This is a genomic window from Novosphingobium profundi (genome assembly GCF_020524485.1).
In the GTDB taxonomy this organism is placed as follows: domain Bacteria; phylum Pseudomonadota; class Alphaproteobacteria; order Sphingomonadales; family Sphingomonadaceae; genus Novosphingobium; species Novosphingobium profundi_A.
This window is the reverse complement of record NZ_JAIVLF010000008.1, coordinates 73,923-99,330: the sequence shown is the minus strand read 5'-3', so window position 1 is coordinate 99,330 and position 25,408 is coordinate 73,923. Positions and strand designations below refer to the sequence as shown.

22 protein-coding genes are annotated in these 25,408 nt (G+C 65.1%); 9 read left to right on the top strand and 13 right to left on the bottom strand.

Translation table 11 applies throughout. The annotated features are described in order from the left end of the window. Nucleotides 1-57: 57 nt before the first annotated feature. From LC060_RS20210 to LC060_RS20180, 7 genes are all read right to left on the bottom strand, one after another. A complete protein-coding gene (locus LC060_RS20210) occupies nucleotides 58-1,125 on the bottom strand; it encodes an LLM class flavin-dependent oxidoreductase (protein WP_226638507.1) in 1,068 nt (355 codons plus the stop codon). A gap of 3 nt (nucleotides 1,126-1,128) precedes the next feature. Continuing rightward, nucleotides 1,129-2,583 (bottom strand): MFS transporter, encoded by a 1,455-nt coding sequence (locus LC060_RS20205; RefSeq protein WP_226638506.1) that lies wholly within the window; start codon nucleotides 2,581-2,583, stop codon nucleotides 1,129-1,131. Between the two features lie 215 nt (nucleotides 2,584-2,798). Next, entirely contained in the window at nucleotides 2,799-4,007 is a 1,209-nt protein-coding gene (locus tag LC060_RS20200) for an FAD-dependent oxidoreductase (protein ID WP_226638505.1), read from the bottom strand. A 111-nt stretch (nucleotides 4,008-4,118) separates the two neighbouring features. Next, entirely contained in the window at nucleotides 4,119-5,147 is a 1,029-nt protein-coding gene (locus LC060_RS20195; protein WP_226638504.1) for an alpha/beta fold hydrolase, read from the bottom strand. Next, nucleotides 5,144-6,373 (bottom strand): LLM class flavin-dependent oxidoreductase, encoded by a 1,230-nt coding sequence (locus tag LC060_RS20190; protein WP_226638503.1) that lies wholly within the window; start codon nucleotides 6,371-6,373, stop codon nucleotides 5,144-5,146. Before LC060_RS20190 ends, LC060_RS20195 begins: the two co-directional genes overlap by 4 nt. Then, nucleotides 6,370-7,218, bottom strand: coding sequence for an LLM class flavin-dependent oxidoreductase (locus LC060_RS20185; RefSeq protein WP_226638502.1), 849 nt, complete (start codon nucleotides 7,216-7,218; stop codon nucleotides 6,370-6,372). The genes LC060_RS20190 and LC060_RS20185 overlap by 4 nt, the downstream gene beginning before the upstream one ends. After that, nucleotides 7,215-8,513 (bottom strand): M24 family metallopeptidase, encoded by a 1,299-nt coding sequence (locus tag LC060_RS20180; RefSeq protein WP_226638501.1) that lies wholly within the window; start codon nucleotides 8,511-8,513, stop codon nucleotides 7,215-7,217. Before LC060_RS20180 ends, LC060_RS20185 begins: the two co-directional genes overlap by 4 nt. A 120-nt stretch (nucleotides 8,514-8,633) precedes the next feature. Between LC060_RS20180 and LC060_RS20175 the strand changes: the two genes are divergently transcribed. The 9 genes from LC060_RS20175 to LC060_RS20135 all read left to right on the top strand — a co-directional run bounded on the left by LC060_RS20175 (nucleotide 8,634) and on the right by LC060_RS20135 (nucleotide 20,438). Continuing rightward, on the top strand, nucleotides 8,634-9,518 hold the full coding sequence (locus LC060_RS20175) for an alpha/beta fold hydrolase (protein ID WP_226638500.1): 885 nt from the start codon (nucleotides 8,634-8,636) through the stop codon (nucleotides 9,516-9,518). Then, the gene (locus LC060_RS20170) at nucleotides 9,515-10,921 is read left to right on the top strand and encodes an MFS transporter (protein ID WP_052322528.1); all 1,407 of its coding nucleotides are present in this window, start codon (nucleotides 9,515-9,517) and stop codon (nucleotides 10,919-10,921) included. The genes LC060_RS20175 and LC060_RS20170 overlap by 4 nt, the downstream gene beginning before the upstream one ends. 455 nt (nucleotides 10,922-11,376) lie before the next feature. Further along, nucleotides 11,377-13,929 carry a TonB-dependent receptor gene (locus LC060_RS20165; protein WP_226638499.1) on the top strand — a complete coding sequence of 851 codons (2,553 nt, stop codon included), beginning with the start codon at nucleotides 11,377-11,379 and terminating at the stop codon, nucleotides 13,927-13,929. 184 nt (nucleotides 13,930-14,113) lie between these two features. Then, nucleotides 14,114-14,962 (top strand): alpha/beta fold hydrolase, encoded by an 849-nt coding sequence (locus tag LC060_RS20160; RefSeq protein WP_226638498.1) that lies wholly within the window; start codon nucleotides 14,114-14,116, stop codon nucleotides 14,960-14,962. Continuing rightward, nucleotides 14,916-15,932, top strand: a complete 1,017-nt coding sequence (locus LC060_RS20155; RefSeq protein WP_039393525.1) for a phosphotransferase enzyme family protein — start codon at nucleotides 14,916-14,918, stop codon at nucleotides 15,930-15,932. Before LC060_RS20160 ends, LC060_RS20155 begins: the two co-directional genes overlap by 47 nt. Before the next feature lie 2 nt (nucleotides 15,933-15,934). Further along, nucleotides 15,935-17,338 carry an MFS transporter gene (locus LC060_RS20150; RefSeq protein ID WP_226638497.1) on the top strand — a complete coding sequence of 468 codons (1,404 nt, stop codon included), beginning with the start codon at nucleotides 15,935-15,937 and terminating at the stop codon, nucleotides 17,336-17,338. Nucleotides 17,339-17,419: 81 nt separating this feature from the next. Further along, nucleotides 17,420-18,427 (top strand): alpha/beta fold hydrolase, encoded by a 1,008-nt coding sequence (locus LC060_RS20145; RefSeq protein WP_226638496.1) that lies wholly within the window; start codon nucleotides 17,420-17,422, stop codon nucleotides 18,425-18,427. A gap of 5 nt (nucleotides 18,428-18,432) precedes the next feature. Continuing rightward, nucleotides 18,433-19,389: an alpha/beta fold hydrolase gene (locus LC060_RS20140; protein ID WP_226638495.1), complete on the top strand. Its 957-nt coding sequence runs from the start codon at nucleotides 18,433-18,435 to the stop codon at nucleotides 19,387-19,389. Further along, nucleotides 19,386-20,438 carry an amidohydrolase family protein gene (locus LC060_RS20135; protein WP_226638494.1) on the top strand — a complete coding sequence of 351 codons (1,053 nt, stop codon included), beginning with the start codon at nucleotides 19,386-19,388 and terminating at the stop codon, nucleotides 20,436-20,438. The genes LC060_RS20140 and LC060_RS20135 overlap by 4 nt, the downstream gene beginning before the upstream one ends. Before the next feature lie 13 nt (nucleotides 20,439-20,451). Here the strand turns inward: LC060_RS20135 and LC060_RS20130 are convergent, their stop codons facing one another. The 6 genes from LC060_RS20130 to LC060_RS20105 all read right to left on the bottom strand — a co-directional run bounded on the left by LC060_RS20130 (nucleotide 20,452) and on the right by LC060_RS20105 (nucleotide 25,401). Then, the gene (locus tag LC060_RS20130; RefSeq protein ID WP_226638493.1) at nucleotides 20,452-21,636 is read right to left on the bottom strand and encodes a class I SAM-dependent methyltransferase; all 1,185 of its coding nucleotides are present in this window, start codon (nucleotides 21,634-21,636) and stop codon (nucleotides 20,452-20,454) included. Nucleotides 21,637-21,676: 40 nt separating this feature from the next. Beyond that, on the bottom strand, nucleotides 21,677-22,033 hold the full coding sequence (locus LC060_RS20125) for a hypothetical protein (RefSeq protein ID WP_226638492.1): 357 nt from the start codon (nucleotides 22,031-22,033) through the stop codon (nucleotides 21,677-21,679). 8 nt (nucleotides 22,034-22,041) lie between these two features. Then, complete coding sequence (locus LC060_RS20120; protein WP_226638491.1) at nucleotides 22,042-22,608, bottom strand: ureidoglycolate lyase; 567 nt, start codon at nucleotides 22,606-22,608, stop codon at nucleotides 22,042-22,044. Nucleotides 22,609-22,773: 165 nt separating this feature from the next. Beyond that, nucleotides 22,774-23,685, bottom strand: a complete 912-nt coding sequence (locus LC060_RS20115; protein ID WP_226638490.1) for an alpha/beta hydrolase family protein — start codon at nucleotides 23,683-23,685, stop codon at nucleotides 22,774-22,776. 2 nt (nucleotides 23,686-23,687) lie between these two features. Continuing rightward, nucleotides 23,688-24,074: a c-type cytochrome gene (locus tag LC060_RS20110; protein WP_226638489.1), complete on the bottom strand. Its 387-nt coding sequence runs from the start codon at nucleotides 24,072-24,074 to the stop codon at nucleotides 23,688-23,690. 181 nt (nucleotides 24,075-24,255) lie between these two features. After that, complete coding sequence (locus tag LC060_RS20105; protein WP_226638488.1) at nucleotides 24,256-25,401, bottom strand: DUF3089 domain-containing protein; 1,146 nt, start codon at nucleotides 25,399-25,401, stop codon at nucleotides 24,256-24,258. Between the last annotated feature and the right edge of the window lie 7 nt (nucleotides 25,402-25,408).

Below are 25,408 nucleotides of genomic sequence, written 5' to 3'. Positions count from 1 at the left end.
AAGGCCCGGCGGTCATCCCGCCGGGCCTTTTTCTTGGCTGAGCCTTACGCGACCGAGCTAGATCGCGTTGCCTAGGCGTCGCAGCTCCGGGCCAATCTCAGTCCCGATGCGGTGCGCGTCGGGCAGCCAGTCAAAACCGGTGACAAGGAAGTTGTCGATCCCGACCTCGCGGTAGCGCAGCAGCGCCTGAACCAGCGTTTCGGGGGAGCCGACCAGGCACATAACCTGAAGGCGCCCTTGTGTCGCCTTGGTAAGCCCGGTCCACAGACACGGATCCTCCGAGGCCGCATCGGCTTCGGCTGCGCCCTTTGCCATGTCCTGCGCCGCCTTGCCCAGATCGCGACCAAGCAGACCATGTGCCGCCTGGCGCGCTTCGACCGTGCGCAGGATCTGTGTCGCGCGCTCCCACGCGGCTTCATCGGTATCGGCGACCACGAGGCGCATCGACATCGAGCAGCGCGGATTGCGCCCGTGTTTGGCGGCTTCGGCCCGCACCAACGCGACCTGCGCGCCCACTTGCGCCACGCTACCCGGCCCGAAGGCGTAGACATCGGCAAGCTCGGCGCCGAATTTCACTGCCAGTTCCGAATTCCCCGCCCAGAACACCGGGACCGAGCCGTCTACCGGATGAACCTCGCTTCCCGCTTCGTCGAAACGGTACCAATCACCTTCATGGTTGCACGGCGCCTCGCCCGCCCAGATCCGGCGCAGGATGCGCACGTATTCATTGGAGCGGCGGTAACGCTCGTCCTTGGTATGGTAGTCGCCGTCGCAGCGTGTCTCGATGTCCGAGAAGGCGGTGATGATATGGACCCCCGCGCGCCCACCGGAAAATTGGTCGAGCGTGGCAAAGGCCCTTGCGGCCATGGTCGGGGCGATGAAGCCGGGACGATGCGCCACCATCAGCTTGAGCCGCGTGGTCGCCGCCGCCACCCAGGTCGCGGTGACAAGACTGTCGGCCGAGCGCGCGTTCTGCCCGATCAGGACGCGGTCGTAACCGGCCGCTTCATAGCCCTTCGCCGCTTCCGCAACAAAGCTGGCATCATAGGCGGGCGGCGCCTCGCTCGCTTCGGACGCGCGGTACGGGGCGACAAGCCCGACGAGTTCGATTTCGTGGCCGGACATGGCTCAGGCTTCCTTCTCGATACGGCCCGTCTCCAGCGCCTCCAGCATGGCCGGATCGAGACGGTAGAACAGCATGGCAACGATAGCCGCGAGCATCGCGGCAGCGGGAATGGCGGATTCGCACAGGAGAATGGCAAGGCGCGCGCTGTCGCTCTGCGCGGCGGCCTCTCCGCTCGAGGATGAGACATAGCCCATGGCGCTGAGGAACCCGCCCATCGCGGCAAGGGCGGCGGCCGACGACAACTTGTCGAAGAGCGTGGTGAAACCGGCAAAGGCCCCTTCCCGCCGCTCGCCACTGGTGATGAAATCGTAGCGGACCGCATCAGAGAGAAGCGAATAGGCGCACAGGATCATACCGCCACCCGCAAGCCCACTTAGGATACCACGCGCGCTCACCAGGACCATGCTCTCCCCCGGCCCTGCAAGCAGCCAGCTCAGCTGCACCACGGCAAACATGGCGAGCGCGGCGATGTAGCTCTCCTTCTTGCCAATGCGGTTGGAGAGCCAGACCCAGGGCGTCATGCCCACCAGCATCGCGCCTGTTGCCATGGCGAAGTAGGTTCCGAGTGCGGAGTCCGGCAGGTCGAGGAAGGTGCGGGTAAAATAGGCCAGCCCTGCCGAGCCGATGGCCGTTCCAAAGAGCAGGAAGACGTGGGCGATGGCGAGGATGCGAAAGGGTACGTTTTGCCAGGCAAGGCGCACCTGGTGGGCAAGACTGCGCAGCGGGTGCGGCGCCTTGGCGAGATCGGCTGCGCGCGGCGTGGTGCGCGGCGCCTCGCGCAGAAGCCAGACCGCGATCACGGTCGCAGTGAAGACCACCGCCCCCACCGCGAGGGCCACCAGCAGATGGCTCTCGCGCGACGGGCCAAGCGCCCCCAATATCCAGGCGGGAAGCGTGGAGCCGAGCAGCGTCCCGACCGCGTTGCCATAGGTCCGCCAGGCCATGAGCCGGGTACGCTCCTTGGGATCGGTGGAGCTTTCCACCAGCATGGCAAAGCCGGGAATGGTGAGCAGCGTATAGCCCGTCGCGTGGATCATCAGGGCCAGGAGAACGAAAGCCTGGGCCAGCAGGATCGATCCGAAATCGGGCGCGCCAAACAGAAGGGCGAGGCCGACCGGCATGGCGAGGCCACCTGCAAAGAGGAATGGGAGACGACGCCCCCAGCGCGTCTGCGCGCGGTCGCTCCAGGCGCCGACCGCCGGATCGGTAATCCCGTCGTAGATCTTCATCAGTGCGAACATGAGGCCCGCCGCACCCGCCGAAATCGCGAGGCTGTCGGTCATGAAACGAAGGCCAAGGACGGTGACGAGGTTCTGGCCCGCAGCATGGCCCATGGGGATCATTGCCGAGCCGAAGCGGATCTTCCAGGTAGCTCCGGGCGCGCTCGGCGCCACGGACATCTGCGGCTCGCTCACGGGCAAGGCCGCATCGGCGGCCATCTGCGTTTCACTCGTCACACGCTTCTCCTCGCCCGTCTGTTGCATCGCGGGTTCGAGAAGGAGTGTGCAACCAAGCTGCCCCTCCCGGAGCGGCATCGCGGCTCTGTCCGATACGCGGACATGTGGGGTCGAAATTTCCTCCAGGAAACCGGACCTCCAGACAAACGGGGCGCAGAACCAATCTGGTCCTGCGCCCCGCTGGCAATCTGCTGGAACGCCTGGCGGCGTCCGGCTCAGACGATTTCGGAAGCCTGCTTGAGGCTCTGGTACATCGACTGGCGCAGCATGTAGGCGCGGCGCTTTTCGTCGTCGTCGCGGATCGCCTGAAGGTTGCGGCGACGCTCCTCGTGGCCGTCTTCCTTGGCCCCGTTGATCATCGACATGTTGGCCTTGGTCTGCGTCTGGGTGAAGGTGTGGGTCACCTCGCGGCGCTGGCGGTCGAACAGCGAAAGGTTCGCGTCGGCCGCGGCCTTGCCCTTGAGGACCGGCTCGAGCTTCTCGAACAGGTTGAAGGCGTCATGGATCCCCGAGTTCATGCCGAAGCCGCCCAGCGGGTTGTTGAGGTGCGCAGCATCGCCGATCAGCATGATGCGGCCCTCGCGGAACGACTTCGCGACACGCTGGTGCACGCGGTAAAGCGTGCGGTGCTCAGTCTCGACGTCCGCGCCGCGACCGATCAGGCGCTCGAAGATTGCGTTCTTGTTTTCCTCGGAGCGCAGCTGGTTCTCGTCCACCAGGCCGTTGACCGGGACCAGAACGCGCCACACCGAAGGAACGCGCAGCAGGACCAGCCATTCCTTGGGATCGCTGACGTAGTTCACGTAGGCGAGGTTAGGGAGGTAGTCGGCCAGTTCCACTTTGGTCGAGAGCGTCAGGAAGCGCTCGGGGTAGGTGAAGCCGTCAAATTCGATGCCCAGCCACTTGCGCACGACCGAGTTCGCGCCGTCGGCACCGATCAGGTAGTCGGCGCGGATACGGTCGATACCGGTCATGGTCTCGACCGAGAGGTCGACGCCGGTGTCGTCCTGGGCGACGTGAAGCAGACGGCTGTTGAAGCGCAGATCCGCGTTCGTGTAGCTGTCCAGACCATCGGCCAGCGCGCGGCTGAGGTGGTACTGCTCGCACTGGATGCGGAACGGATAGCGCGTCACGTCGGAAATCTCGGAGAGATCGAACTCGATCGCCTCGCCCGAGGCGCGGTCGCGCCAGTGGAACAGCGGCGCCTTGAGACCACGCTCGAGCAGCATCGAGGTGATGCCGATTTCGTCGAGCATCTCGAGCGTCGGGGGATGGAAAGTGGAGGCGCGCAGATCCTGCGCACAGTCCGGACCGGCCTCGATCAGGACGACGGACACGCCGGCCTTGGCCAAAAGGGTCGCCATGACGGTGCCGACAGGACCGGCGCCGGCGATTGCGACTTCGCAACGCTCAACAGCTGACATTATACGAGAAAACTCCAAAGTACGTGGCACCCGGCCTATGGCGTGACTACGCGCCATGCTGGACCAGTGCGGATTGTATCCGACGCTCGGAACTGAGAGCGCGGGTGCCGATCAGGCGGTGGGGGCGGCCTCCTGTGCCGTATCCTCAGGCTCGGGCTCTGCTTTGCGCGTGGCCGTTGCCGTCTCGAGCCAAGCCTTGAGATCGCCGCCGAACTTCTCCGGGTTCTCCCACATGGGGAAGTGACCGAGGTCCGGGTATTCGATCATCTTCACCTCGGTGTTGGTGAAGCGGTCGACAGAGGCGTTGGCCCCTTGCGAAATCACATCATCGTAGGTGCACCACTGGATGAGCACGGGCACGGTCACCGCTTCGGCAACAGCACCCACATCCTGCGTCTGGAACAGCTTGACGTTGGCCTGGATATACTGGGCCTGCCGCGCGAGCGCGCCGGGCCGGTTGTTCATGTCGTAGATCTGGTCGACCATGCGCTCGCTCGGTTCGAAGCCGGGGGGCGTGGTGTCTTCCAGCATGAGGCGCCAGAACGTGTGCGAGCGCCAGTTGGGCAGCACCGCGTTGTGGAACTGGAGCATCCACTTGAGACGCCAGTCGACCTTGCGGGTCTGGCTGGGACGCTCGAGCGGAAGGATCGAAAACGCCATGGCCGTGGTGTGGCCGGGATAGGCGCGGTTGAATTCAAGTCCGACATTGGCGCCGTTCGAGGTGGCCACCACCGCGAACTTGTCATGGCCCAGCTGCTTCATCAGCTTGTCCATGAGTTCGGCCGAACGGGGCGTCGAGTAAACACCGCTCGGATCAACCCCGGTCATCCCGTAGGGCGACCAGTCGAAGCGCACGACGCGGAAGCTCTGCGCCAGGATCGGCGCAACATCGTCCCACTCGTGCAGGTTGACGATCGAACCGTGCAGGAGGACGACGACCGGCGCGTCTTTGGGGCCTTCCTCGCGCACGTGCATGCGCACGCCGTCAACCTCAACGAAGCGCGAGGGGCCATCGACCCACTTCGCCTCGAGCTCGGCCGGGTCGGGTTCGCCCGCCCCCAGGCGAAGGGCAGCAACGCTGCCCCCCGCAAGGAGTACGGCCGCGCCCAGCGCGCCGAAGATCAGGCGTCCGGTCTTCACGCTTCGGCCCGTTCGTAGGCCGGAAGGCCCAGCGTCGAGCGCAGCGTAGTGCCCGGATACTCGGTGCGGTAGCGGCCCTTCTGCTGAAGGATCGGAATGACGCCTTCGACGAAGTCCTCAAGACCGCCCGGCATGTAGCTGGGCTGCAGCGTGAAGCCATCGCACGCGCCGGCATCGCGCCATTCGATCATCATGTCGGCCATCTGCTCGGGCGTGCCAATGAAGACGTTGTGACCGCGCGGGTTGAGCATGAAGTTCATCGCGAAGTCGCGAAGGCTCGTGCCCTTCTCACCGGCAGGCGTGACCATGCGGCCAACGTCGGCCGTGGGCAGCAGGGTCTTTTCAAGGATCGCTTCGACCGGCAGCTTGGCGTTGGGATCGAACGAGGTGAGGTCGCAGCACAGCGATTCCGAGAGGTACTCGATGGCAAGCTCGACGCTGGCCATGTCCATGATCGCCTTGTGGTTGGCCTTGGCCTCTTCCTCGGTGCCACCAAGGACGCAGGACAGACCGGGCATGACGCGCGTACCATCGGGGTTGCGACCCACGCCCGAAATGCGGCTGCGCATGTCGTTGCGGAAGTCGATGCCCGCCTCGATCGAGGGCGCCGGGCAGAAGATGGCCTCGGCGGTGCGCGCCGCGAACTCGCGGCCCGCCGGCGACTGGCCGGCCTGGACGAGGACCGGACGGCCCTGGTTCAGGTGCGGACCTGCACGGTCCATGGCGGCCCACAGTTCGCAGGCCTTGTCAACGACGTCGGCGGCGTTGCTGTAGCGCGTTTCCTTGGGCGGCATCTCGTCGAGACCGAAGTTGCCCGCCGTGTCCGGGTGGACGGAAGTCACGATGTTCCAGCCTGCACGGCCGCCGGTGATGCGCTCCATGGTGCCGAAGCGCTCGGCCAGCATCTCGGGCGTGTTGAACGTGGTCGAGATGGTCGCGACGAGGCCGACGTGGTCGGTGACAGCGGCCATCGCGGTCAGCAGCGTCATCGGATCGAGCGTGGGCATCGCCATGCGCTCGGGCGTGCGGCCACCGGCGCCGCGCGACTGCAGCTGATCACCGAAGACGATGGCGTCGAAGCGGCCCTTCTCGGCCAGCTTGGCGACGTAGCTGTAGTAGTCCATCGAGAACACGCCTTCGGGGCGCGCACGCTCGTGCATCCAACCGGTGGGGTAGAAGCCGATGCCTTGCAGGAAGGCCCAGAGGTGGATTTCGTTGCTCATCATGCGATCTCCGGGATCTTGGCGCCGTCAGGCTGGTTCGAGGCAGTGGACGCAAGCGGCAGGCCGAGGCGCGCGCGCAGGTCGCCCTCCCCGCCCGGATTGGCAGCGACCAGCTCGGCGAAGAGCGCGGCCAGCTTGGGCAGCTCGGCGAGCGGATCGGAGAGGCTCATGTGCACGCCCTCGATCTTGCCCTCGGCGAAGAGCGCAGCAACGTCCTCGACCTTGGTGTCGAGCGTGACCTTGAGCAGGCTCTTGGTTGCACCCGCGTCCGCGGTCGGCTCGGAGACGAGTGCGATGTCGGCGTCCTTGATCGCGATCGGCGCGGCATCGTCGAGCACGAGCACAGGCTGGCCGAGCAGCGGGCGCATCGCGTTGACCGGGCCGGTCACCTTGAAGAAGGGACCTTCGTAGTTCGAGGCCTTGACCTTGCTGGCATCGAGGTAACGGCCCGAAGCCTTGTCGAGGATCAGCGTGTCACTGCCCCAACCGTCCCACAGCGAACGCGCCGCGCCCACCATGTCCTCGGCCGTGCCTTCTGCAGCACCTTCGGGGATCACCGACCAGCCCGTGCGACCAGCGCTCAGGAAGTCGACCGCCGAGAGCGCGCGGGCCACGTGGAAGGGGTGCGCGTTCGAAGCAGGCACGGTCGCAACGAGGCCGACGCGCTGCGAGCGCGGTGCGGCCCAGGCGACGAGGACCTGCGCGTCGAACGGGCGGCCACCGGCCTCGCCGAAGAGCAGCAGGTCGAGCCCTGTCTCGTCGGCCGCATTAAGATACGTGGCGGCCGTTTCGGGAACGGCCAGTTCCGGATCCGCAATCGCGGCGGACAGGATGAAAGGTCTGGTCATACGACAATCACCGGTTCGTGTAAGGGATGGATGGGTTCGCAACCGTCTTCGGTAATCAGGACAAGGTCCTCGCAATGGGCCGAGCCACCGATGCCGGTGTCGAGAGTGGGGCAGTCGACCGACAGGATCATGCCGGGCTGCAGAATGATGTCGGGCTTGCGCCAGAAGCCGCCGTGGACTTCGCCAGGCTCATCGGTATGGGCAAGGCCGCAACTGTGCGGACCGAAGCCGACGAGCGCGGTGTGCCCCGCTGCCTTGAGCGCCTCTTCCCCGGTCTTGACGATCTCGGAGAAGCGCATGCCCGGGCGCAGCTTTTCGCGCACGGCCTGCCAACCGAAGGCCGAAGCCTTTGCGGCCGCTTGCGCCTCGCGGGTCGGATCGCCGACGAAGACGGTGCGGGCAAAGTCGCCGTGGTAGCCCATGAACTGGCTGACGCCGTCGATCATGAGGGTCTGGCCATCGGCGATGGTCGCGCGCGAAAGATCCGAGGACACACGGTCGACGTTGAGGAAGACCGCGCCGTTGCCGCGCTTGGCCGCCTCGAGGCGGAACAGCGCCATCAGTTCGTGATGAACCGCGCCCGCCCGCACGGCCTGGCCGACGGCATTCAGCGCATCGACGTTGGCCTTCGCAGCGCGCGCCATCAGGGCCTGCTCGAGCGGCGACTTGATGAGACGGATTTCACGCAGGATGTTCTCGGCCTGGACCATGGCGCCCGGATGGTCGTGGCGCGCGGCGACCTCGGCAATGACGCTGTGGTCGAAGCCGACCCGCCCCTGCCACAGGCCCATGCCGCGCATTGCCGCAACGATCGCCGCGCCCGCATCGCCGGTGGCGGTGTTGGCGCCAGCCTCGCGCGCAGAGGCCCGCGCACGATGGTCTTCAACCTGGGTCAGCGGCGCACTTTCGCGCTGCGGGAGGACGGGGCCTGGCGGAACGACCGAAAGGGTCTCGTCGCCCTCGTCGCCCAGCGCGGTGTAGAGCCAGCAGTGGACGTCCGCACGCTCGCGCCCGTCGGCCCAAGTGTAATGATGCAGGAAACGACTGGTCACGAGGCCGAATTCCTCGGGCTTCGCACGGGTAATGACCGCGAAGGTGCCCGGAGGCTGCGCCATGCGCGTGCGGCCGATCTGAGGCCAGTGGCCGAGCGCATGGAAGACGTTGACCGGCTCGCCCAGGACCAGGCCTTCCAGGTCATGACGTTCCATGATCTCCACGGCGCGCGCCATGTTCATCGGGCCGGACTTCTCGAGCCAGGCAAGAAGTTCGGCGTCTGTGTATGTTGTTATCGCCATGACCCAAGCATGCCTATTGTCCCCCCTTGCCGTACCCCTGTTCGGATGATCTTGTCCGCCTGCCGGTTATTGCGCCCCTGACGGGCTCGGCTTTCACCCCGCCCACGATAGGCTTTAGCCATGACAGACACGCCCCCTGCTTCGGATAGCACGCAAGCCACCCAGATCGAACGCGCCTTCGTGCGCCTCGAGGAAGGCCAGCTCCACCTGCGCCGCCTGCCCGCCGCACGTGCGGGCGCAGTGCCGGTTCTGCTGCTCCACGCCTCGCCCGCCTCGTCCTGGTTCATGCAGGACCTGATGATTGCCCTGCGCAAGGCCGGGTGCCTTGGCGAAATCATCGCGCCCGACACGCTGGGCAACGGCGATTCCGTCCCGCCGAGCCCCGAAGAGCCCGACATTGCCTATTTCGCAGGCTCCATGGAGCGCCTGTGCGCGGCCCTTGGCTACGACAAGGTCGATGCTTACGGCACCCACACCGGCGCGCGCATCGCCTGCGAACTGGCCGCGGCCTACCCGGCGCGTGTGCGCAAGCTCGTCCTCGATGGCATCACCGAGTACCCCGACGATCTGCGCGAGGCGGTGATCGCCAACTACGCGCCCGTCGTCGAGCCCGACGAATATGGCCGCCACCTCATCTGGGCCTTCAACTTCTGCCGGGACCAGGCACTGTTCTTCCCGCACTTCATGAAGGAGCCGGAACGGCGCCTCGCGGTCGGCATGCCGCCGCCGCAGATCCTGCACCGCATCACGCTGGACGTTCTGAAGACGCTCGACACCTACCCCAAGCCCTACATTGCCGCGTTCCGCTACAAGGCGTTCGAACGCATGGGCCTGGTGACGGCGCCGACGCTCCTGCTCAAGCCCGAAACCGAACTGGCACTGCTCAACGAGTCGGTGACCAGAGCACTTGAATTGCTCGACAACGGCAAAGCCGTGTCGACGGCGGGATCGCCCGCCGCAAAGGCCGACGCGATCGGCGCGTTCCTTGGAGAAGCGGACACATGACAACTTCTGCACCTGCACAGCAGGGCGAGACCGGACACGCCCGGCTCAGCACAAAGCTGTGCCTGGGCTTCAGCGTCGGCACCATCGGCGTGTCGATCATGCTCAACGCCGTCTCGACCTACTTCCCGCTCATGATGTCGACGGTGCTGGGCCAATCGCCCCAGATCGCCGGCTATCTCCTGATGATCTCGAAGCTCGCCGACGCGGTGATCGACCTTGCCGTCGGCTCGCTCTCGGACCGGGCCCGCACGCGCTGGGGCCGCCGCAAGCCGTTCCTGGCCGCGGGCGCGCTCTTCTCCGTCATCGCCTTCCTGATGCTCTTTGCCCCGCCGGTCCTGACCGACACCTGGCTGATCATCTGGATGAGCGCGGGCCTCCTGATCTATTCGCTGGCCTATTCGCTTTTCAACGTGCCCTACATGGCGCTTCCGGCCGAGCTGACCGAGGGTTTCCATGAGCGCACCCGCCTCATCAGCTTCCGCACCGTCTTCGTCTCGATCGGCCAGTTGCTCGCGCTGGCTGGCACGGGCTGGCTGATCGAGGCTGGCGGCGGTGACCGTTCGGGCTTTGCCACGATGGGCCTTGTCATGGCGCTCATCATCGGCGGCGCGATGACCGCGACCGCGCTCTCGATGCCCACGCACAAGCACAAGGAATCGAGCACCGGCACCCACCTGCCCGGCCTGAAGGAAATCCGGGCCATTGCGCGCAACCGCCCCTTCATGATGCTGCTGGGCGCCAAGATCTTCCAGTTCCTCTCGTTCGCCTCGGTCGCCTCGACGATGGCGCTCTATATGCTCAACGTCCTGAACGTGGGCTACTCGGGCCTCATCGTCTTTGCGGTCACGCAGAACATCGCGACGGCCTGCGCCATGCCGCTCTGGGTGCGTACGGGGCGCACCATGGGCAAGCGCCAGACTTACCTCATGGGCGTCATCATCTTCTGCCTGGTGACGCTGAGCTGGCTCTTTGCAGACAACACCATCACCAACACCGGCATCATCATTCGCGGTGCCTTTGGCGGCGTGGGTTCGGGCGCCATCATCCTCATGGCGATCTCCATGCTGGGCGACACGCAGTCCTATGACCGCCTCGTCACCGGTGAGGCCCGCGAGGGCCTTCTCGCCAGCGCCATCGCCGTCATCGAGAAGGTCAGCTACGCGCTTGGCGTCGCGGTCCTGGGCATCTTCCTGGAGGCCCTGCACTACGTTCCGACGACCGGCGGCAAGATCGTCGAGCAGCCCGAGAGCGCCATTCTGGCCCTCACCCTGGGCTTCGCGGTGATCCCCGCGATCATGTTCGGCATCAACGGCCTCTTCCTGTGGGCCTACGATCTGGACGAGGACAAGCTCGCGGCGGCCCGCATGGCCACCACGGAGGGCACCGGAGCGACATTGACCTGAGGGCGTGACATTTTTGCTACGCCGCGCTTTTTCGCGTGTTCGGAGGCTCCCATCACACGATGGGGGCCTCTTTTTTTGTTTTATTTTCAATACAAAAGAAGCTTCGATCCAGTGAGGATCATTTGGCAAAGTCAAGTAGCCAAATGTCCAAACTCCACGGCCAATCGCCCAAATTCATCCGACAGGCGAATACTGCATCGCAGCCTTAATTTCTATTTTCCCATTGCAACCAATCCTGACGTCCGTGGACCTGCAATGATGAGTCGTCTCAAGGGGAGCGACGAGGCAGGTACCGCAAGGCGCTGCGGAGTGGTCCTGCTTGGGGGTACGGACCACCCGCCGCAACAGACCGGCGCCTTGCCCACATAACAGTTCTCCGCGTCCGAGGGCGCGCACGGCATCAACGACCGACGCGAAGAGGCGTGAGAGAACATACAAGCGGGGAAGAAAGTTCAATGAACACTCGACTTCAGACCAAGCTTTCGGGCACATCCATGATGGTTGTCAGCGCACTTCTGGGAATGGGCGTTGCCGCCCCGGCCCAGGCGCAGTCCGAAACCGCCCGGTCGGAGGGCCTTGCCGGCTCCTCGATCGTCGTGACCGCGCGCAAGCGCGAGGAATCGCTGCTCGAAACACCGATCGCGATTACCGCCCTCTCCTCCGACCAGATCGAGAAGCAGGGGATCCGCTCGATCAACGACGTCGTGCTCAACACGCCGGGCATCAACGTCTCGAACGTCAACTCGGGCCGCAACGACCGCTCATTCCAGCAGATCACACTGCGCGGCATGACGCCCTCGACCACCAACTCGACGCTCACCGCCAGCTTCATCGACGGCGTGCCGGTCGCCTCGGCCACCGCGCTCATGGGCATCACCGACCCGGAGCGCATCGAGATCCTGAAGGGCCCGCAGAACGCCTACTTCGGCCGCAACGCCTTTGCCGGTGCCATCAACGTCGTCACCAAGACGCCTGCCAACAGCTTCGGCGGCAACGTGCGCGCGATGGTCGGCACGCGGGACAACTTCGACGTGCAGGGCTCGCTTGAAGGCCAGCTCGTACCGGGAATCCTGGGCTTCCGCCTGACCGGCCGCTCGATGAGCAAGTCGGGCTCGTACACCAACGGCGCGAACCCGAACCAGACGCTGGGCGACCAGTCGAGCGACATCGGCACGCTGCAGCTCGAGTTCACGCCCACCTCGCAGCTCACCGTCAAGGCCTTCGGCATGTACAGCCGCGACAAGGACGGCCCCTCGGCGCAGGGCATGGCCTCGGCCTACGAGGTCCGCTCGAACAACGGTTCGCCCAACATCCCCTACTTCTCGGGATCGAACGCGGGTGAAGTCGTAATCCCCAGCATGGCAAACTGCACGCTTGCCGGGCGCCCCTGGATCTGCGGCGCGGTGCCCAAGATCGACAGCCGCTACAGCCCGGCCCAGAACACCACCGAGGACGCGCTCCTTGCCGGTATCCTGGGTGACGACACCAACCGCATCACCTCGCACGGCAAGGGTGTGGACGGCTACGGTCTCAGCCGCGAATACTACCACCTCCACATGAACGTGGACTACGAGCTGGGCGACACCGGCCTCACCCTGTCCTCGCTCACCGGCTACAACAACGAGTTCTACTCGGAAGTCGCCGACCTCGACAACTACGACAGCAGCGCGTTCACCAACTTTGCAGCGACGCCTGCGAATGGCCTGCGCACCTACTGGTCGTTCCCCTACCTCGTCGAGCGTCGCAACAAGGACTTCTCGCAGGAGCTGCGCCTGTCCTTCGATGACGGCGGCCCGCTCCAGGCGATGCTGGGTGCCAGCTACCTCTACACCTCGGCGACGCCTGGCCTGGTCAGTGTCTCGAACTTCGAGCAGTACGGCATCCCGGCGCCCGCCAGCGCCCGCCAGCCTCCGCAGAAGGCGCGCACTTACGGCATCTTCGGCAGCCTCAGCTACGAGATCACCGATGCGCTCTCGATCAACCTTGAAGGCCGCTACCAGCGCGACAAGATCTACGCGTTCGCAGGCGGTGCAGGCACCAACATCTCGCCCGATGCGGCCGAGATCTACGGCCTTCCCGCGGGCAGCTTCCCGCCGCTGGAATCCTTCTACAACCAGACCTTCAACAACTTCCTGCCGCGTATCATCATCAACTACGACCTGACGCCCGACATGATGGTCTACGCCTCCTGGTCGAAGGCCGCGAACGTCAGCCTCAGCTCGTTCAACACTAGCTTCATCTCCGGCACGCAGGCCGAAGTCGAAGCGGGCGAGTCGATCGGTCTTGGCGTCATCGTCCAGCCTGAGAAGCTCGACAACTATGAAGTCGGCTTCAAGGGCAGCTTCCTCAACGGACGCCTCGTGGTCACCTCGGCGGCCTACTACGCGACCTGGAAGGACCAGCACAACGACCGCAGCGTGATCTTCGCCTCGGGCGGGCAGCCGCTGATCGTCCGCGGTGTCGCGAACTCCGGCAAGAGCAACGTCTACGGCATCGAGCTCGACGTCATGGCCGAGCCCATCGACGGCTTCTCGATCACCGCCTCGGGCGCCTGGAATGGCAGCTCGGTGCGCTCGTTCGACAACCCGGCCGTCACCCTGCGCACCGGCTTTGAGGGCGACGACTTCAAGGGCAACACCCTGCCGCTGACTTCGGAGTACTCGGGCAACCTCGCGCTCATGTACACCGGCGAAGTGGCCGACTGGGACGACTTCAGCTACTTCGCCCGCGGCGATCTCAGCTACAAGTCGAAGCAGTATGTCGATCCGGCCAACCAGACCTGGATCAAGGGCCGTGCCCAGGTGAACGCCCGCATCGGCTTCACCAAGGGGGACTTCACGCTCGAAGGGTTCGTCACGAACCTCTTCAATAACAAGCAGTACACCTCGATCGCGCAGAACAACCTGCTCGAACCCTCGTACCTGCTGGCGAGCCAGTCCTATGCCTACCTCAACCTCGCGCTGCCCGAGCTGCGCACCTGGGGTCTCCAGGCCAGCTACAACTTCTGATCCTGGCATCATGCGTCCCTGCCGGCCAAGCGCCGGCGGGGCATCCCCGAAGGGCCGCTGCGCTGCGCAGCGGCCCTTCTTGCATCCGGGTATCCTGCCCTCGCACCAACATGCAAATCACCGCTGTGCGAACAAATTTGCGCGCGCTTGCAAAGCGGGAACGATATCGCGCACAGTGATTTCCATGCACAAGAGCTCCCGGATACGTCGTGGATATACATCCTGCCGCTTCGGCCATCTGCATTATCGCAGCTGCGGCTCCGCGGCCCCGGATCGCAATCCGGTCGTTCTCCTGCACCAGAACCCGTCGTCCTCCTATGAATACGAGGCACTGATCGAGGCTCTGGGACGTGACCGACTTGTCTACGCCTTCGACACACCCGGCTACGGGATGTCGGATGCACCTCCGGCCCCGCCGGGAATGGCAGGTTACGCGCAGGCGTTTTCGGATGGGCTCGATGCCCTGGCCGAAAGCGGCGAACTGACCGGCAAGGTCGATCTCTACGGGTTCCACACCGGGACGCTTCTTGCCTGCGAACTCGCTCTGGCCCGGCCTGACCGGGTCCGTTCGGTGGCGCTGACAGGCATCCCGATGTTCGACGAGGCAACGCTTGCCGACAAGCTTGCCTACGCCGAGACCTTCCCCACGCCCGACGAGGACGGCACGGTCATCATCGACCTGCTCTCCAATCTCTGGAAATACGTGGTGGGAGCTCGTGACCCCAGGGTCCCGCTGGAAAAGGCCGTCTTCAACTTTGCCGACAAGGCGAACGTTCTGGATCGTTTCACATGGGCATACAAGGGCGTCTGGTCCTACGACTACGCCCGCCTCGAAATGGTCGAACAGCCCGCCTTTCTTCTGCAGCCTGCCGAACAGATCCGCGAACCGAGCCTGAAGGCCGCCGCACGGATGCAGCGCTGCACTGTCACGGAAATGCCCGATCTCGACCGGGACATTTTCGATATTGCACCGGAACGTATAGCAAATGAACTCTGCAACTTCTTCGATCAACACGGACCTTCCGACCGCTGAGGTCTCGCACTCGGTCCTGCACCCCGACTTCATTGCGCGCGAAGTGGCCCGCCGCTTCCCGATCGAGGGTGAGCTGACCTGCTTCCTGCTCTATCGCGGCATGAACGACGTCTACCTCGTCCAGGACGAGAAGACCAAGTACGCGCTTCGCGTGTGGCGCAAGACCTACCGCGATGTCGACGATGTCGCCTACGAGCTGAACTTCCTCGACTACCTGCGCCAGATCGGCTTCCCGGCCTCGGTCGCGGTGCCCCAGCACGACGGTGCGCTGTACTTCAAGGTCAACTCGCCCGAGGGTGAGCGCGCGATCGCGATGTACGACTGGGCCGATGGCGTGAAGTTCGGCGAGCGTCTCTCCGAAGAAACCGCCTTCCGCATCGGTGCGGCCATGGCGCAGATGCACCTCCACGGCAACGACTGGGCGGGCAAGGACCACGTGTTCTCGACCGACACGGCCAAGGACTACAACATCTGCATGCCCGCGCTGATCGACTTCGTGTACGATCGTCCCGACGACCTGCGTGACTACCCGATCATCGCCGCCAACCTCGACAAGCGCCTCGACGAGCTGGCCGCTTCGGGCAAGGTTCCGCTGGGCGTGTGCCACCGCGACTTCCACCCCAGCAACGTCCACGTCGACGAGAACGGCAAGATCACGCTGCTCGACTTCGACGCGGCGGGCGAAGACTTCATGATGCAGGACGTCCAGAACTTCGTCTGGGGCAACCTGTTCTACGGCTTCGATCCCAAGATCGGTGAAGCCTTCGAGAACGGCTACGAGAGTGTCCGCCCCTTCACCCAGGAGGAAAAGGACAACAAGGAGCTCTTCCTCATGGCCAAGTGCTTCCGCCTGATCGCAGGGATGGCGCACAGCTCGACCGCGGTTGGCCGTGGCACGCTGCGCTTCCGCAACCTCGACTGGCTGGGTGATTACGTGAAGACCCGCGCACGCGCCGCCGGCCTTCTCTGATCATGACGGATCCCGTTTCCTCGACTTCGACCGGAGCCGCTTCTGCGGCTCCGGTCTTCACCGCGTCCGCGCCCCGCCCCTCACCGGCTCAGGGCTGGGTCATGGTGGGCATGCTGTTCCTGGCCGGGATCCTCTCGGTCATCGACCGCGCCGCTCTCAACATCCTGGTCGACCCGGTCCGTGGGGACCTGGGTATCAGCGATGAACAGATCGGCCTTCTCCAGGGCCTTGCCTTCGGCCTGTTCTATGCCTTCATGGGCCTGCCCATGGGCCTCCTCGCCGACCGCATCTCGCGCCGCAACCTGATTGCAGGCGGCATCGCGCTGTGGAGCGTGGCGACCATCGGCAGCGGCCTTGCGCAAAGCTTTGGCTGGCTGTTTGGCGCACGCCTTCTGGTCGGTCTGGGTGAAGCCGCGCTGGGTCCGGCGGCGATCTCGCTCATTGCCGATCTCTTCGCGCCCGAACGGCGCGGGCGCCCCATCTCGGTCTACATGATGGGTCAGGGCCTCGCCAACGGCATTGCGATCTCGGTGACGGGCCTGCTCGTTGCTGCAGCCGCCGCCGGTTCGTTCGACGGGCTGCCCTTCGTAGGCCACCTTGTACCCTGGCGCATGGTCTTCGTGATCTTCGGCGCGATCGGGCTGCTCGTCTCGGCAACGATGCTGTTCCTGACGCGCGAGCCTCCCCGCCAGGACGTGGCCGCGCAGGGTGTGCCCCGTGCTCCCGGCGCGGCGGAAGCGGCCTACCTCTGGCGCAACCGCGCGATCCTGATGCCGCTCTACCTCGCTTTCGCGCTGGTCTTCACCGTGGCCTACGGCTCGATGTCCTGGGCACCCACCATGCTGATCCGCAGCTACGGCGCGGATGCCGGCTTCATGGCGAGCTTTCTGGGTCCGGTCTCGATCGTCTTCTCGGCTTTCGGTCCGCTTCTGGGTGGCACCCTGCTCGACCGCTCGATGCGCTCGGGCAACACGATGGCCCGCTTTGCGATCCTCTCGCTGGCCCCCTTCTTCGCCCTGCCCTCGATCTTCGCCGTGATCTCCACCGACCTGCACGTGGCCTCGGTCATGGTCGCGTCCTCGAACGCGGTGTTCTCGGTGATCGGCACGGTCATGTTCGCGACGCTCCAGTCGGTCGTCCCTCCGCGCATGCGCGGCAGTTCGATCTCGCTGACGCTGGTCCTGAACACGATCCTGGGCGCCAGCCTCGGGCCGCTTCTGGTCGCGACCTTCACCCAGCGTGTCCTTCAGGACGAGAGCCAGGTGGGCTGGTCGATTGCCTGGGTCTGCCTGCCCTTCCTGCTGATTTCGGCGGGGCTCTACGCCCTCTCCTGGCGCGCGATGCGAAAAGCGCGCGCGAACGGGGGCAGCGAATGCGCTGCCCTCATCGACGGAGAGCTGGCCTGACAACATTGCGGGGCGGGTGCCGGAAAGGCACCCGCCCCGTTTCATTTTCAAGCACCACAAATTTCCGGGGGGAACGATTTGATGAGGGGTCTTTTGAAGGGACTGGCGATTGCGCTGGTCGCCATGATCGTGCTGGCAGGCGGCGTGCTGCTGACGATGCGCCTGGGCTGGTGGAACCCGTCCTACGAGGAGGTCAAGGCCGCGCAGGCAACGCCCCCTTCCACCTTCGAGCAATACGGCACCGCCAACATCCACATGCGCGATGAAGGCCCCCGCGACGGGCCGGTCGTCATCATGCTGCACAGCTCGATGACGAACCTGCGCGAATGGGACGCCTGGACCGACCAGCTCAAGGACAGCTACCGCGTCATCCGCTTCGACTGGCCACCCTATGGCCTCTCCACCGACACGGCGCCTTCGCGCGGCATGCCCGGCATCGTCGAGCTCCTCGAGAAGATCGTGGAGCGCAAGGGCCTCGAGAGCTTCGTCCTCGTGGGGACCTCGAGCGGGTCGACCATCTCCACCCTCTACACCGCCAAGCACCCTGAGAAGGTCCGTGCGCTCGCGCTTTCCACACTGCCCTTGAAGGCACCGCCGCCGCCCGAGTTCAGCCGTCTCCTCTGGTCGATGGTCTGGATCCACGAGAACCTCGTGCCCAACTACTACCCGCCCTACTACTACCGCGTCTCGCTCTCCGAGCTTTACGGCAAGCCCGAGCGCCTGACCGATGAAACGGTCGAGTGGTATTACCAGACCAACAACATTCCCGGCGGCTTCGACAACGTGCGCCAGTACTACGCTGCCAACCAGAAGGCGGTCTGGGCCAAGGGCGCGGGCGATGAGGCAGCACAAATCCGCGTGCCGATCCTGCTGCAATGGGGCGATGCCGATCCGGTGCTCCCCAAGTACCTCTCCGATGACGCGGTCAAGCAGTTCAGCAACGCGCCTGTCGATCTGATCCACTACCCCGATGTCAGCCACTACCCGATGCTGGAACTGCCCGAAAAGACCGGCGCGGACCTGCGCACCTGGCTCGATGCGACGCTGGGCGACGAGCCCGCAGCCACTGACACGAAGGACACCCCATGATGCGAATGGCCCGCCCTCTTCTGGCGCTTGGCTCGGCCCTGGCTCTCACCGCGACGGGCGCCCTCGCGGCCCCCGCCGCGCCCGACTTTCCGAGCGACGACGCGCTGCGCGCCAGCTATGCGCTGCCCAACTCGCAGTTTGCCACAATCGAAGGCGAGCCCGTCCATTTCGTCGATGAAGGCAAGGGCCCCGCGATCCTGCTCGTCCACGGCTCCTTTGCCAGCCTGCGCCAGTGGGACAACTGGGCCGCGGAACTGGCCAAGAGCTACCGCGTCATCCGCTACGACAAGGCACCGGCCGGTCTCTCCGGTCCGAACCCACAAGGGGACTATTCCACCGAGCACCAGATCCGGGTCATCGACGCCTTGATGACCAGGCTGGGCGTGGCCCGCTTCACCCTCGTCGGCACGTCGAGCGCGGGCACGCCGACGGCCGCCTACGCCGCAGCGCACCCCGAACGGCTCGATGGCCTCGTTCTCTCGAACATCGCGGCCGGGCCGATCCATCTCGACATCGCGACATTGCCCGAGGAGTTTCGCACAGTGCTGGCCGAAGACGCCACGCACCCCGGCTGGCACCGCCCGGAATACTGGCGCCAGATCCTTCTCGCCAACGTCGTCGACGACAGCAAGGTGACGCCTGAACTGGTCACCCGCTGGACCGGGCTCAACCACCGCATGCTGCGCGATCCGCAAGTCCCCAAGCAGGTCTTTGCCGCCATGGACCACGACCGTACGCCCGCCGATCTCGCGCAGATCACGGTCCCGACCCTGCTCCTCTGGTCGGACCAGGACCACGAGACCAAGCTGGAGACCCATGGCATCACGGCGTTCAGTGCGCTCAAGACCCACGACAAGACCCTCGCCGTCGTGCCCGAGTGCGGCCACATGATGCCGCTCGACTGTCCGACGCGCGCGCTGGAAAAAGCCCTGCCCTTCTTCGCGCGCGTGGCCACGAAGTGAGCGGGCTCAACCGCCGCGCCGCGCTGGGCACGCTGGGTCTGGGCCTCGCCGCCAGCGCGCTTCCCTTCCCGGCGCGCGCTGCCGAGACTTCGGGCGAGGAACCCGCGCTGGAACCCGAGCTCGAGATAGTCGACCCGCACTTCCACCTGCGCGATTTTTCCGATCCCGAAGCACCGGGCGAACGCTATCTGGCGCAGGACTTCACGGACGACATCGCTCGGTCGGGGCACCGCATTACGGGCAGTGTCTTCATCGAATGCGGGATCATGTACGATGCGGCAGGCGAGGACGCCGTACGCTCGCTGGGGGAGACCCGGTACGTTGGGGAACTCGCGCAGGCGCATCGCGAGAGCGGCCTTGCCTCGGGCATCGTTGCCAAGGTGGACCTGCGCCGTACGGAAGGTCTCGAGACCTTGCTCGCCCGCCACGAAGAGGCTGCAAAGGGCCATCTTCGCGGCGTGCGCAACTCGATCGCGACCGCTCCTTTCCCGCCGCTTGCAGGGATCCACAACGATCCGATATTATTGCAGGACACGGCCCTTCGCAAAGGTGTCACCCTGCTTGGACGCAAAGGTCTGGTTTTCGAATCCTGGCTATTCCACCCGCAGATGGACGAACTGGCGGACCTTGCAAAAGCCTGTCCAGACACGACCATCGTGCTGGAACACCTGGGCTGCCCCCTGGGGCTTGGACCTTATGCGGGCAAGCTCGACACCACCTTTACCGAATGGCGCCCGGCGATGGCGCGCCTCGCGCAGTGTCCCAACGTCGTTGCCAAGATCGGTGGGCTAGGCCCCTTCATGGGACAGGTGGCAGGACCCAAGACGACATCGGTTTCGCTTGCTCGCGACTGGAAGCCCTGGATCGAGACGGCCATCGAACTGTTCGGCCCCCAGCGCTGCATGTTCGAAAGCAACTGGCCTGCCAACCGCCCTGCCTCGACCTACGGCCAGATCTGGAACGCCTTCAAGCTGGTGACGCGCAGCCTGTCCCAAGACGAACGGGCCGCGCTGTTTTCCAGCACGGCCCGCTCCATCTATCGTATCTGAGGGCTTCGGCGACTTACTTGGTCGCCGAGCACGCGTACCAGCTGCCGAGCAGCGCACGCCCCTCGGGGTGGCCTTCGGTGAAGAAGTCCGCGCGGTCGGGCTTCAGGCACGTCGTGCCCTTGCGGTACCCGACGTGGACGTTTTCTTCTTCAAAGCCGGCATCGGTCGCCACCTTCACCCAGTCGGTGCGGGCGAGCGAAGTCATGAACGGCTCGTTGTTGTAGTGGCTCTCGAAGTCGCAGCGCATCTGGTCCCACAGGGCCATGTGCTCATGGCGCGGCGGCACGTCGACGTGGCACATCACGCCGCCCTTGCGCAGCAGGCGGAAGCACTCCTTGAACACACCGCGCATGCCCTTGGCCGAGGTTTCGTGCAGCACGGCCGAGGAGCAGACGAGATCGAAGCTCCCGTCCTCGAAATTGGTGTGCTCGGCGTCCTGCTGGCTGAAATGAATGGGAACGCCCATCGATTCCGCACGGGCGTGGCCGTAGCGCAGCATCGGCGCACCGACATCGAGCGCGAAGACCTCGGCATCCGGAAACGCCTCGGCAATCGCCAGGGTCGAATGGCCGACCGAGCAGCCCAGGTCCAGAATGCGCTTGGGCTTGAGGTCAGGATGGAAGTCCTGCACGTGGCTGGCGAGCGTGTGCCCGCGCCCGTCGTTCTTCCACCCGCCATTCAAATTGCGCAGGTAGGTCGAGGCAAAGCGGTCGTAGAGCGCGCCGGCGCGGAAGTCGAAATCGGAGGTGTCGACGACGTAGCTGCCAGGCATGCGGTGGTGGTCGAAGGCCGCGATGTAGCGCGGGATTTCAAGCTCCGGGTTGAGGGTGAGCGAGCCCTTGGGGCTTGCCACCTGCGCGCCGACCTTTTCCGACAGCTCGTCGTACTGGCGGTTGATCGCAGCATCGAGCCCGTACCAGATGCGGTCCTGGTAGTGCAGCGAGAGCGTCAGCCAGTACTGGTGCAGCGGATGAGCTTCCAGCTTCTGGCGGACCTGTCGGCTGCTGGTGGGAGCCGCGCCCGTTTCCTTCTCGACTTCGGGCACGATCACCTCGTCGAGGAGGCGCCGGTCGAGCGGATCGATGTTGCGGTTGGTCCACGCGCGCATGGCGAGGAAGTGATCCTCCATCGCCTGTTCGTCGTGGTTGGCCTGCGGCATCACCGCGTGGCCGAAATGTTCCTGCTTATACTGTTCCATGGCCGTCTCCCGCCCTGTGGATGTATGTTGGGGAATGCGCTCAGTCGCGGGTGACCGCGTCGAGAACGCCCTCGTATTCCTGCTGTTCGGCCAGCGCCTGGGGCACCAGCTTGTCACGCCCTGCACCCAGCACGCGGTCGTAGATGCCTTCGCGGTAGCCCGCGCGGTAGGCCTTGGCCGCCGCGTCGGGCGCGAACCCGTCAACATCCGCCGGACCGTGCAGGCCGGCTGCGGCGAGCAGGCGCTCGTTGGCATCGAGCCGGTCCTTGAGAACGACCACCTCGCCCATGAGCGAGAGGACCATGCTCGCCAGCGCGTCGACCGTCTCGTTCTCGAAGACGACCGGCTGGCTGCCCTTGGACCGGGCGATACGCTCGCGGTTCTTGCGTTCCACCATCTTCAGGGTCACTCCGTAAGTTCGAAACGGAACACGTTGCCGGTGCGGGCGACGATGTCCTTCTTGTCGAGATCGGGGCCGTGGGCCTCTTCGGTCTCGGCGTCCTTGGCCTTGAGATCGTATCCCGTCTGGCTCGAGAGCACGACCACGATATCGGTCTCGTCCTCGATGGCAAAGGGGAATTCGTGCCAGGTGCCAAGGTGCAGCGAGAAGCCCGCGGTGCCATCGAAGCGGAATGCGCGCACCTTGGAGAGGTCGGGCAGTTCACCTTCGCTCGGTGGTGCCATGACCGCGATGAAGGGCTTGCCACCCAGCGGCAGGAACGCCTGTGTGTGCTGGAAGTGGCGCTCCATGTAGCGCACTTCGGGCGTGCGGCGCGTCATCTGCGCCAGCGTCATCTCGACCGGGTGTTCAGAAGTGAAACGCGTGGGATAGCTCATCCGCACGGCGCCCTTGTAGAAGTCCACCGAGACCGGCTCGACTGGCGCCTGGCGTCCCACGATGTCGCCAAATGCGGCCGTATTCTCTGCCGTGGCCTCCTCGACCGTCAGAGAAATGATGGTGTGTTCGTCCATTGGTATTGTCCCCTCGCCCGATGTTGTGCCCGGGCTTTGCAGGACAGCACCTTGACCCTTCGGGCACCTCGGTGCGGACTGGATCGCCATCCTGTCCGGCTGGCGGACAGGATGGCCTCCGAATTGGTCACCACAGGCCCACTGCGAGGGGCCATATGGCGTGGGTTACTTGGCCATCAGGCGCGCGGGCAGCGCATCGGTAATCCGAGCGTCGAGTGCGGATTTCGCGGCCGCATCGCCCTGGCCGTAGGCTTCGAGGAACAGCCCCACGTAACGGTTGGCGAGGTCAATCTGCGCCAGCTGCGGCGGACCGGGCTGGCTGTCATCGCAGATGATGCCGCCGAAATAGTGGTTCGCCCCCTGAAGCACGAGACCGTAGCGGTTCCCGCCTTCGGCCGCGGCATCGAACGGCGCAAGGTGGCCCTTCCACGCCTCACTCTCGGGATCATCGATGCCCGGAGGATTGTCGATCGTGCCGGTCTGGATAAGCGCGGGAACGGCAATCTTGCCGTAGCCTTCGGCCGTCATCAGCACCGGCACGGGTGCAGGCGGTGAGAAGGCGACCACGGCTGTGGCGAGGCGCGGATAGAACGGCAAGGAAATCCCCTCGGGCGCCACGCCTTGCGAACCGCCCAGCGTCGTCGCGACAAGGCCGCCGTAGGAGTGGCCTGCCGCGATGAAGGGGGTCTCGCCGATTTCGGCGATGAGCAGGCGCATGTCCTCGATCCGGGTCTTCCAGCTGGCAAGACCCGGGAAGTCCTTGGTCCGCGGATGCTCGCGCGAGTCCACGTGAAGCGGCGCGAGCACATGATACCCGGCTGCAATCCAGGGCGCGAGGATGAGGTCATAGTGCCAGGGCGCGGACCCCGCGCCATGCGAGAAGAGGATGGTTCCGCGCGCCGTGCCTTCAGGCCCCCACTCGCTCACCGAGACCTCGCGGCCTCCCGGAGCCATGAGCGTGCGCGTGGTGGTCGCAGGGCTGCCCGAAGCCAGCACCGGCCTTGCCGCCAGTGCCGCGGCCAGAGCCAGCGAACCACCCAGAACCGTGCGGCGCGAATGCGCGGAACCCATCGTCATGCTTACTTGCCCGCTGCCTTCATGTATTCGATCAGCGACTTGCGGTCGTCCGGCTTGGGAAGACCGGCAAAGACCATCGAGGTGCCCGGAACCACCGTTGCAGGGCGGGTCAGCCACTTGTCGAGGGTCTTCTCGTCCCAGGTCAGGTCCGCCTTCTGCATGGCGGCCGAGTACTTGAAGTTCTTCACCGCACCCGCCTTGCGGCCGACGACACCGGCAAGGTTCGGACCGACCTTGTTGGCGCCGCCCTTGTTCACCGTGTGGCAGGCCATGCAGCGCATGAACAGTTGCTTGCCGCGCGCCGCATCGGCCGAGGCGACCGACGGTGCGAGCATGGCCGTCGCCGCGGCGACCATGGAGAGAGTGGAGAGCGAGACGATCTTCCGCATGAAATCCTGTGTCCTTCCTAGCAGGCTGAGCCTTGATTAACCGCTTCTCTTTAGCAGGTTCTACCTGTCTGAAAGCTGCACCAAAGTGCTGTGCCTGCGCATTTTTCGTTTAATTGTTATAAAATGTAGCCATTTACACCGCAGCGCCGTGAAAGGTTTGCATCCTTTATCCGCGCAGCGGTCAGCGATGTGTTGCAAGCCAGCGCTGCGCGCGCAAGCGCGCATTCGCCCGAATATCCGCCCAGAACAAACCGATGTCGTGATAATGCATCACTCCGGTACCGGGCAGCGGCTCCAAGCCGAGCCCCGGCGCCGGGAAGACCACCAGCATTCCGCGCTCGCAACGGGCGGCGACTGCGCCGTCCCGCAGCGGCGCCATCGTGCCGAACCCAGGCGAACCGGGCACGGCGCCCTTGGCCTGTGACGAAAGACTGGACGGCTGGCTACGCTCGAAGGTGACCGGGTTCACGCAGACTATCTGCTGCCCGGCCTGTGCGCCGTAGATATCGGTAAAGCTCTTCTCGTAGGCCGAGACGACCGGATCAAGGTCGGTTCCCGCGAGAATGGCGTTCCACTGGACAAGGCATCCGGTCTGGTCGGCATGATCGCACACCGGCACGGACCCGAAGCGCAGCGGCACTTCGGCCTCGGCAATGTTGATGCCCACGATGTAGGCCGCGACGAGACGCTCCTGGAGGGGCGTTCCCGCAACCTTCTTTTCGAGAAGATCACCGACATGTTTGCCGCCCTGGCTGTGCCCGGCCAGAACGAACGGGCGCTCATCGCCGATGTGCTCCAGGAACCAGTCGAAGGCCCGCTCGATGTCGGTGTAGGCCAGGGCATAGGCCTCGTCGGTATGGGGCCGTGAGCGAAGGGCGTTGGTGCTCGCTGCGCGGTAGCGCGGAGACCAGATTTCACAGCACGCCGAGAACGCGCTGGCCTGACGCTGGACCACGCTCTCGTCGGTCCACCGGTTCGCCTCGGCATTGGCCGGGTCCTGGGTCCACTCATCCTCTTGGGACAGGAACGTCGTGGGGTGGACGTAGAACACGGCAACGCCCGGATCGGTGGCCGCTGGCGAGGCGCCTTGCGGCAGGGCTGCGGCCGGCCCTGGCCCTTCCGGCCCTGCCGACCACATGGCCGGATCGGCATAATCGGGCGGCGCGACCGCGCCTTCGCGAACCTCGCGCGCGCCCTCTACCAGTTGCGCGGCGGTGGGGACCGGCCCCACGCCTTGCGCGAGTGCCACAGGGCTTGCGCACATCAGTACGGCTGCAAGCACCGCGCGCGTCATCCTGCTCGAGTGTCCGTTGACCATCCTGCGCATCGTCGTC

Coding starts and splice junctions, on each gene's coding strand:
- LC060_RS20180 (WP_226638501.1), bottom strand. CDS start 8,513: ATGGCGATAACAACATACACAGACGCCGAACTTCTTGCCTGGCTCGAG.
- LC060_RS20210 (WP_226638507.1), bottom strand. CDS start 1,125: ATGTCCGGCCACGAAATCGAACTCGTCGGGCTTGTCGCCCCGTACCGC.
- LC060_RS20110 (WP_226638489.1), bottom strand. CDS start 24,074: ATGCGGAAGATCGTCTCGCTCTCCACTCTCTCCATGGTCGCCGCGGCG.
- LC060_RS20105 (WP_226638488.1), bottom strand. CDS start 25,401: ATGCGCAGGATGGTCAACGGACACTCGAGCAGGATGACGCGCGCGGTG.
- LC060_RS20155 (WP_039393525.1), top strand. CDS start 14,916: ATGAACTCTGCAACTTCTTCGATCAACACGGACCTTCCGACCGCTGAG.
- LC060_RS20160 (WP_226638498.1), top strand. CDS start 14,114: ATGCACAAGAGCTCCCGGATACGTCGTGGATATACATCCTGCCGCTTC.
- LC060_RS20130 (WP_226638493.1), bottom strand. CDS start 21,636: ATGGAACAGTATAAGCAGGAACATTTCGGCCACGCGGTGATGCCGCAG.
- LC060_RS20140 (WP_226638495.1), top strand. CDS start 18,433: ATGGCCCGCCCTCTTCTGGCGCTTGGCTCGGCCCTGGCTCTCACCGCG.
- LC060_RS20115 (WP_226638490.1), bottom strand. CDS start 23,685: ATGACGATGGGTTCCGCGCATTCGCGCCGCACGGTTCTGGGTGGTTCG.
- LC060_RS20145 (WP_226638496.1), top strand. CDS start 17,420: ATGAGGGGTCTTTTGAAGGGACTGGCGATTGCGCTGGTCGCCATGATC.
- LC060_RS20120 (WP_226638491.1), bottom strand. CDS start 22,608: ATGGACGAACACACCATCATTTCTCTGACGGTCGAGGAGGCCACGGCA.
- LC060_RS20170 (WP_052322528.1), top strand. CDS start 9,515: ATGACAACTTCTGCACCTGCACAGCAGGGCGAGACCGGACACGCCCGG.
- LC060_RS20175 (WP_226638500.1), top strand. CDS start 8,634: ATGACAGACACGCCCCCTGCTTCGGATAGCACGCAAGCCACCCAGATC.
- LC060_RS20200 (WP_226638505.1), bottom strand. CDS start 4,007: ATGTCAGCTGTTGAGCGTTGCGAAGTCGCAATCGCCGGCGCCGGTCCT.
- LC060_RS20185 (WP_226638502.1), bottom strand. CDS start 7,218: ATGACCAGACCTTTCATCCTGTCCGCCGCGATTGCGGATCCGGAACTG.
- LC060_RS20150 (WP_226638497.1), top strand. CDS start 15,935: ATGACGGATCCCGTTTCCTCGACTTCGACCGGAGCCGCTTCTGCGGCT.
- LC060_RS20165 (WP_226638499.1), top strand. CDS start 11,377: ATGAACACTCGACTTCAGACCAAGCTTTCGGGCACATCCATGATGGTT.
- LC060_RS20190 (WP_226638503.1), bottom strand. CDS start 6,373: ATGATGAGCAACGAAATCCACCTCTGGGCCTTCCTGCAAGGCATCGGC.
- LC060_RS20125 (WP_226638492.1), bottom strand. CDS start 22,033: ATGGTGGAACGCAAGAACCGCGAGCGTATCGCCCGGTCCAAGGGCAGC.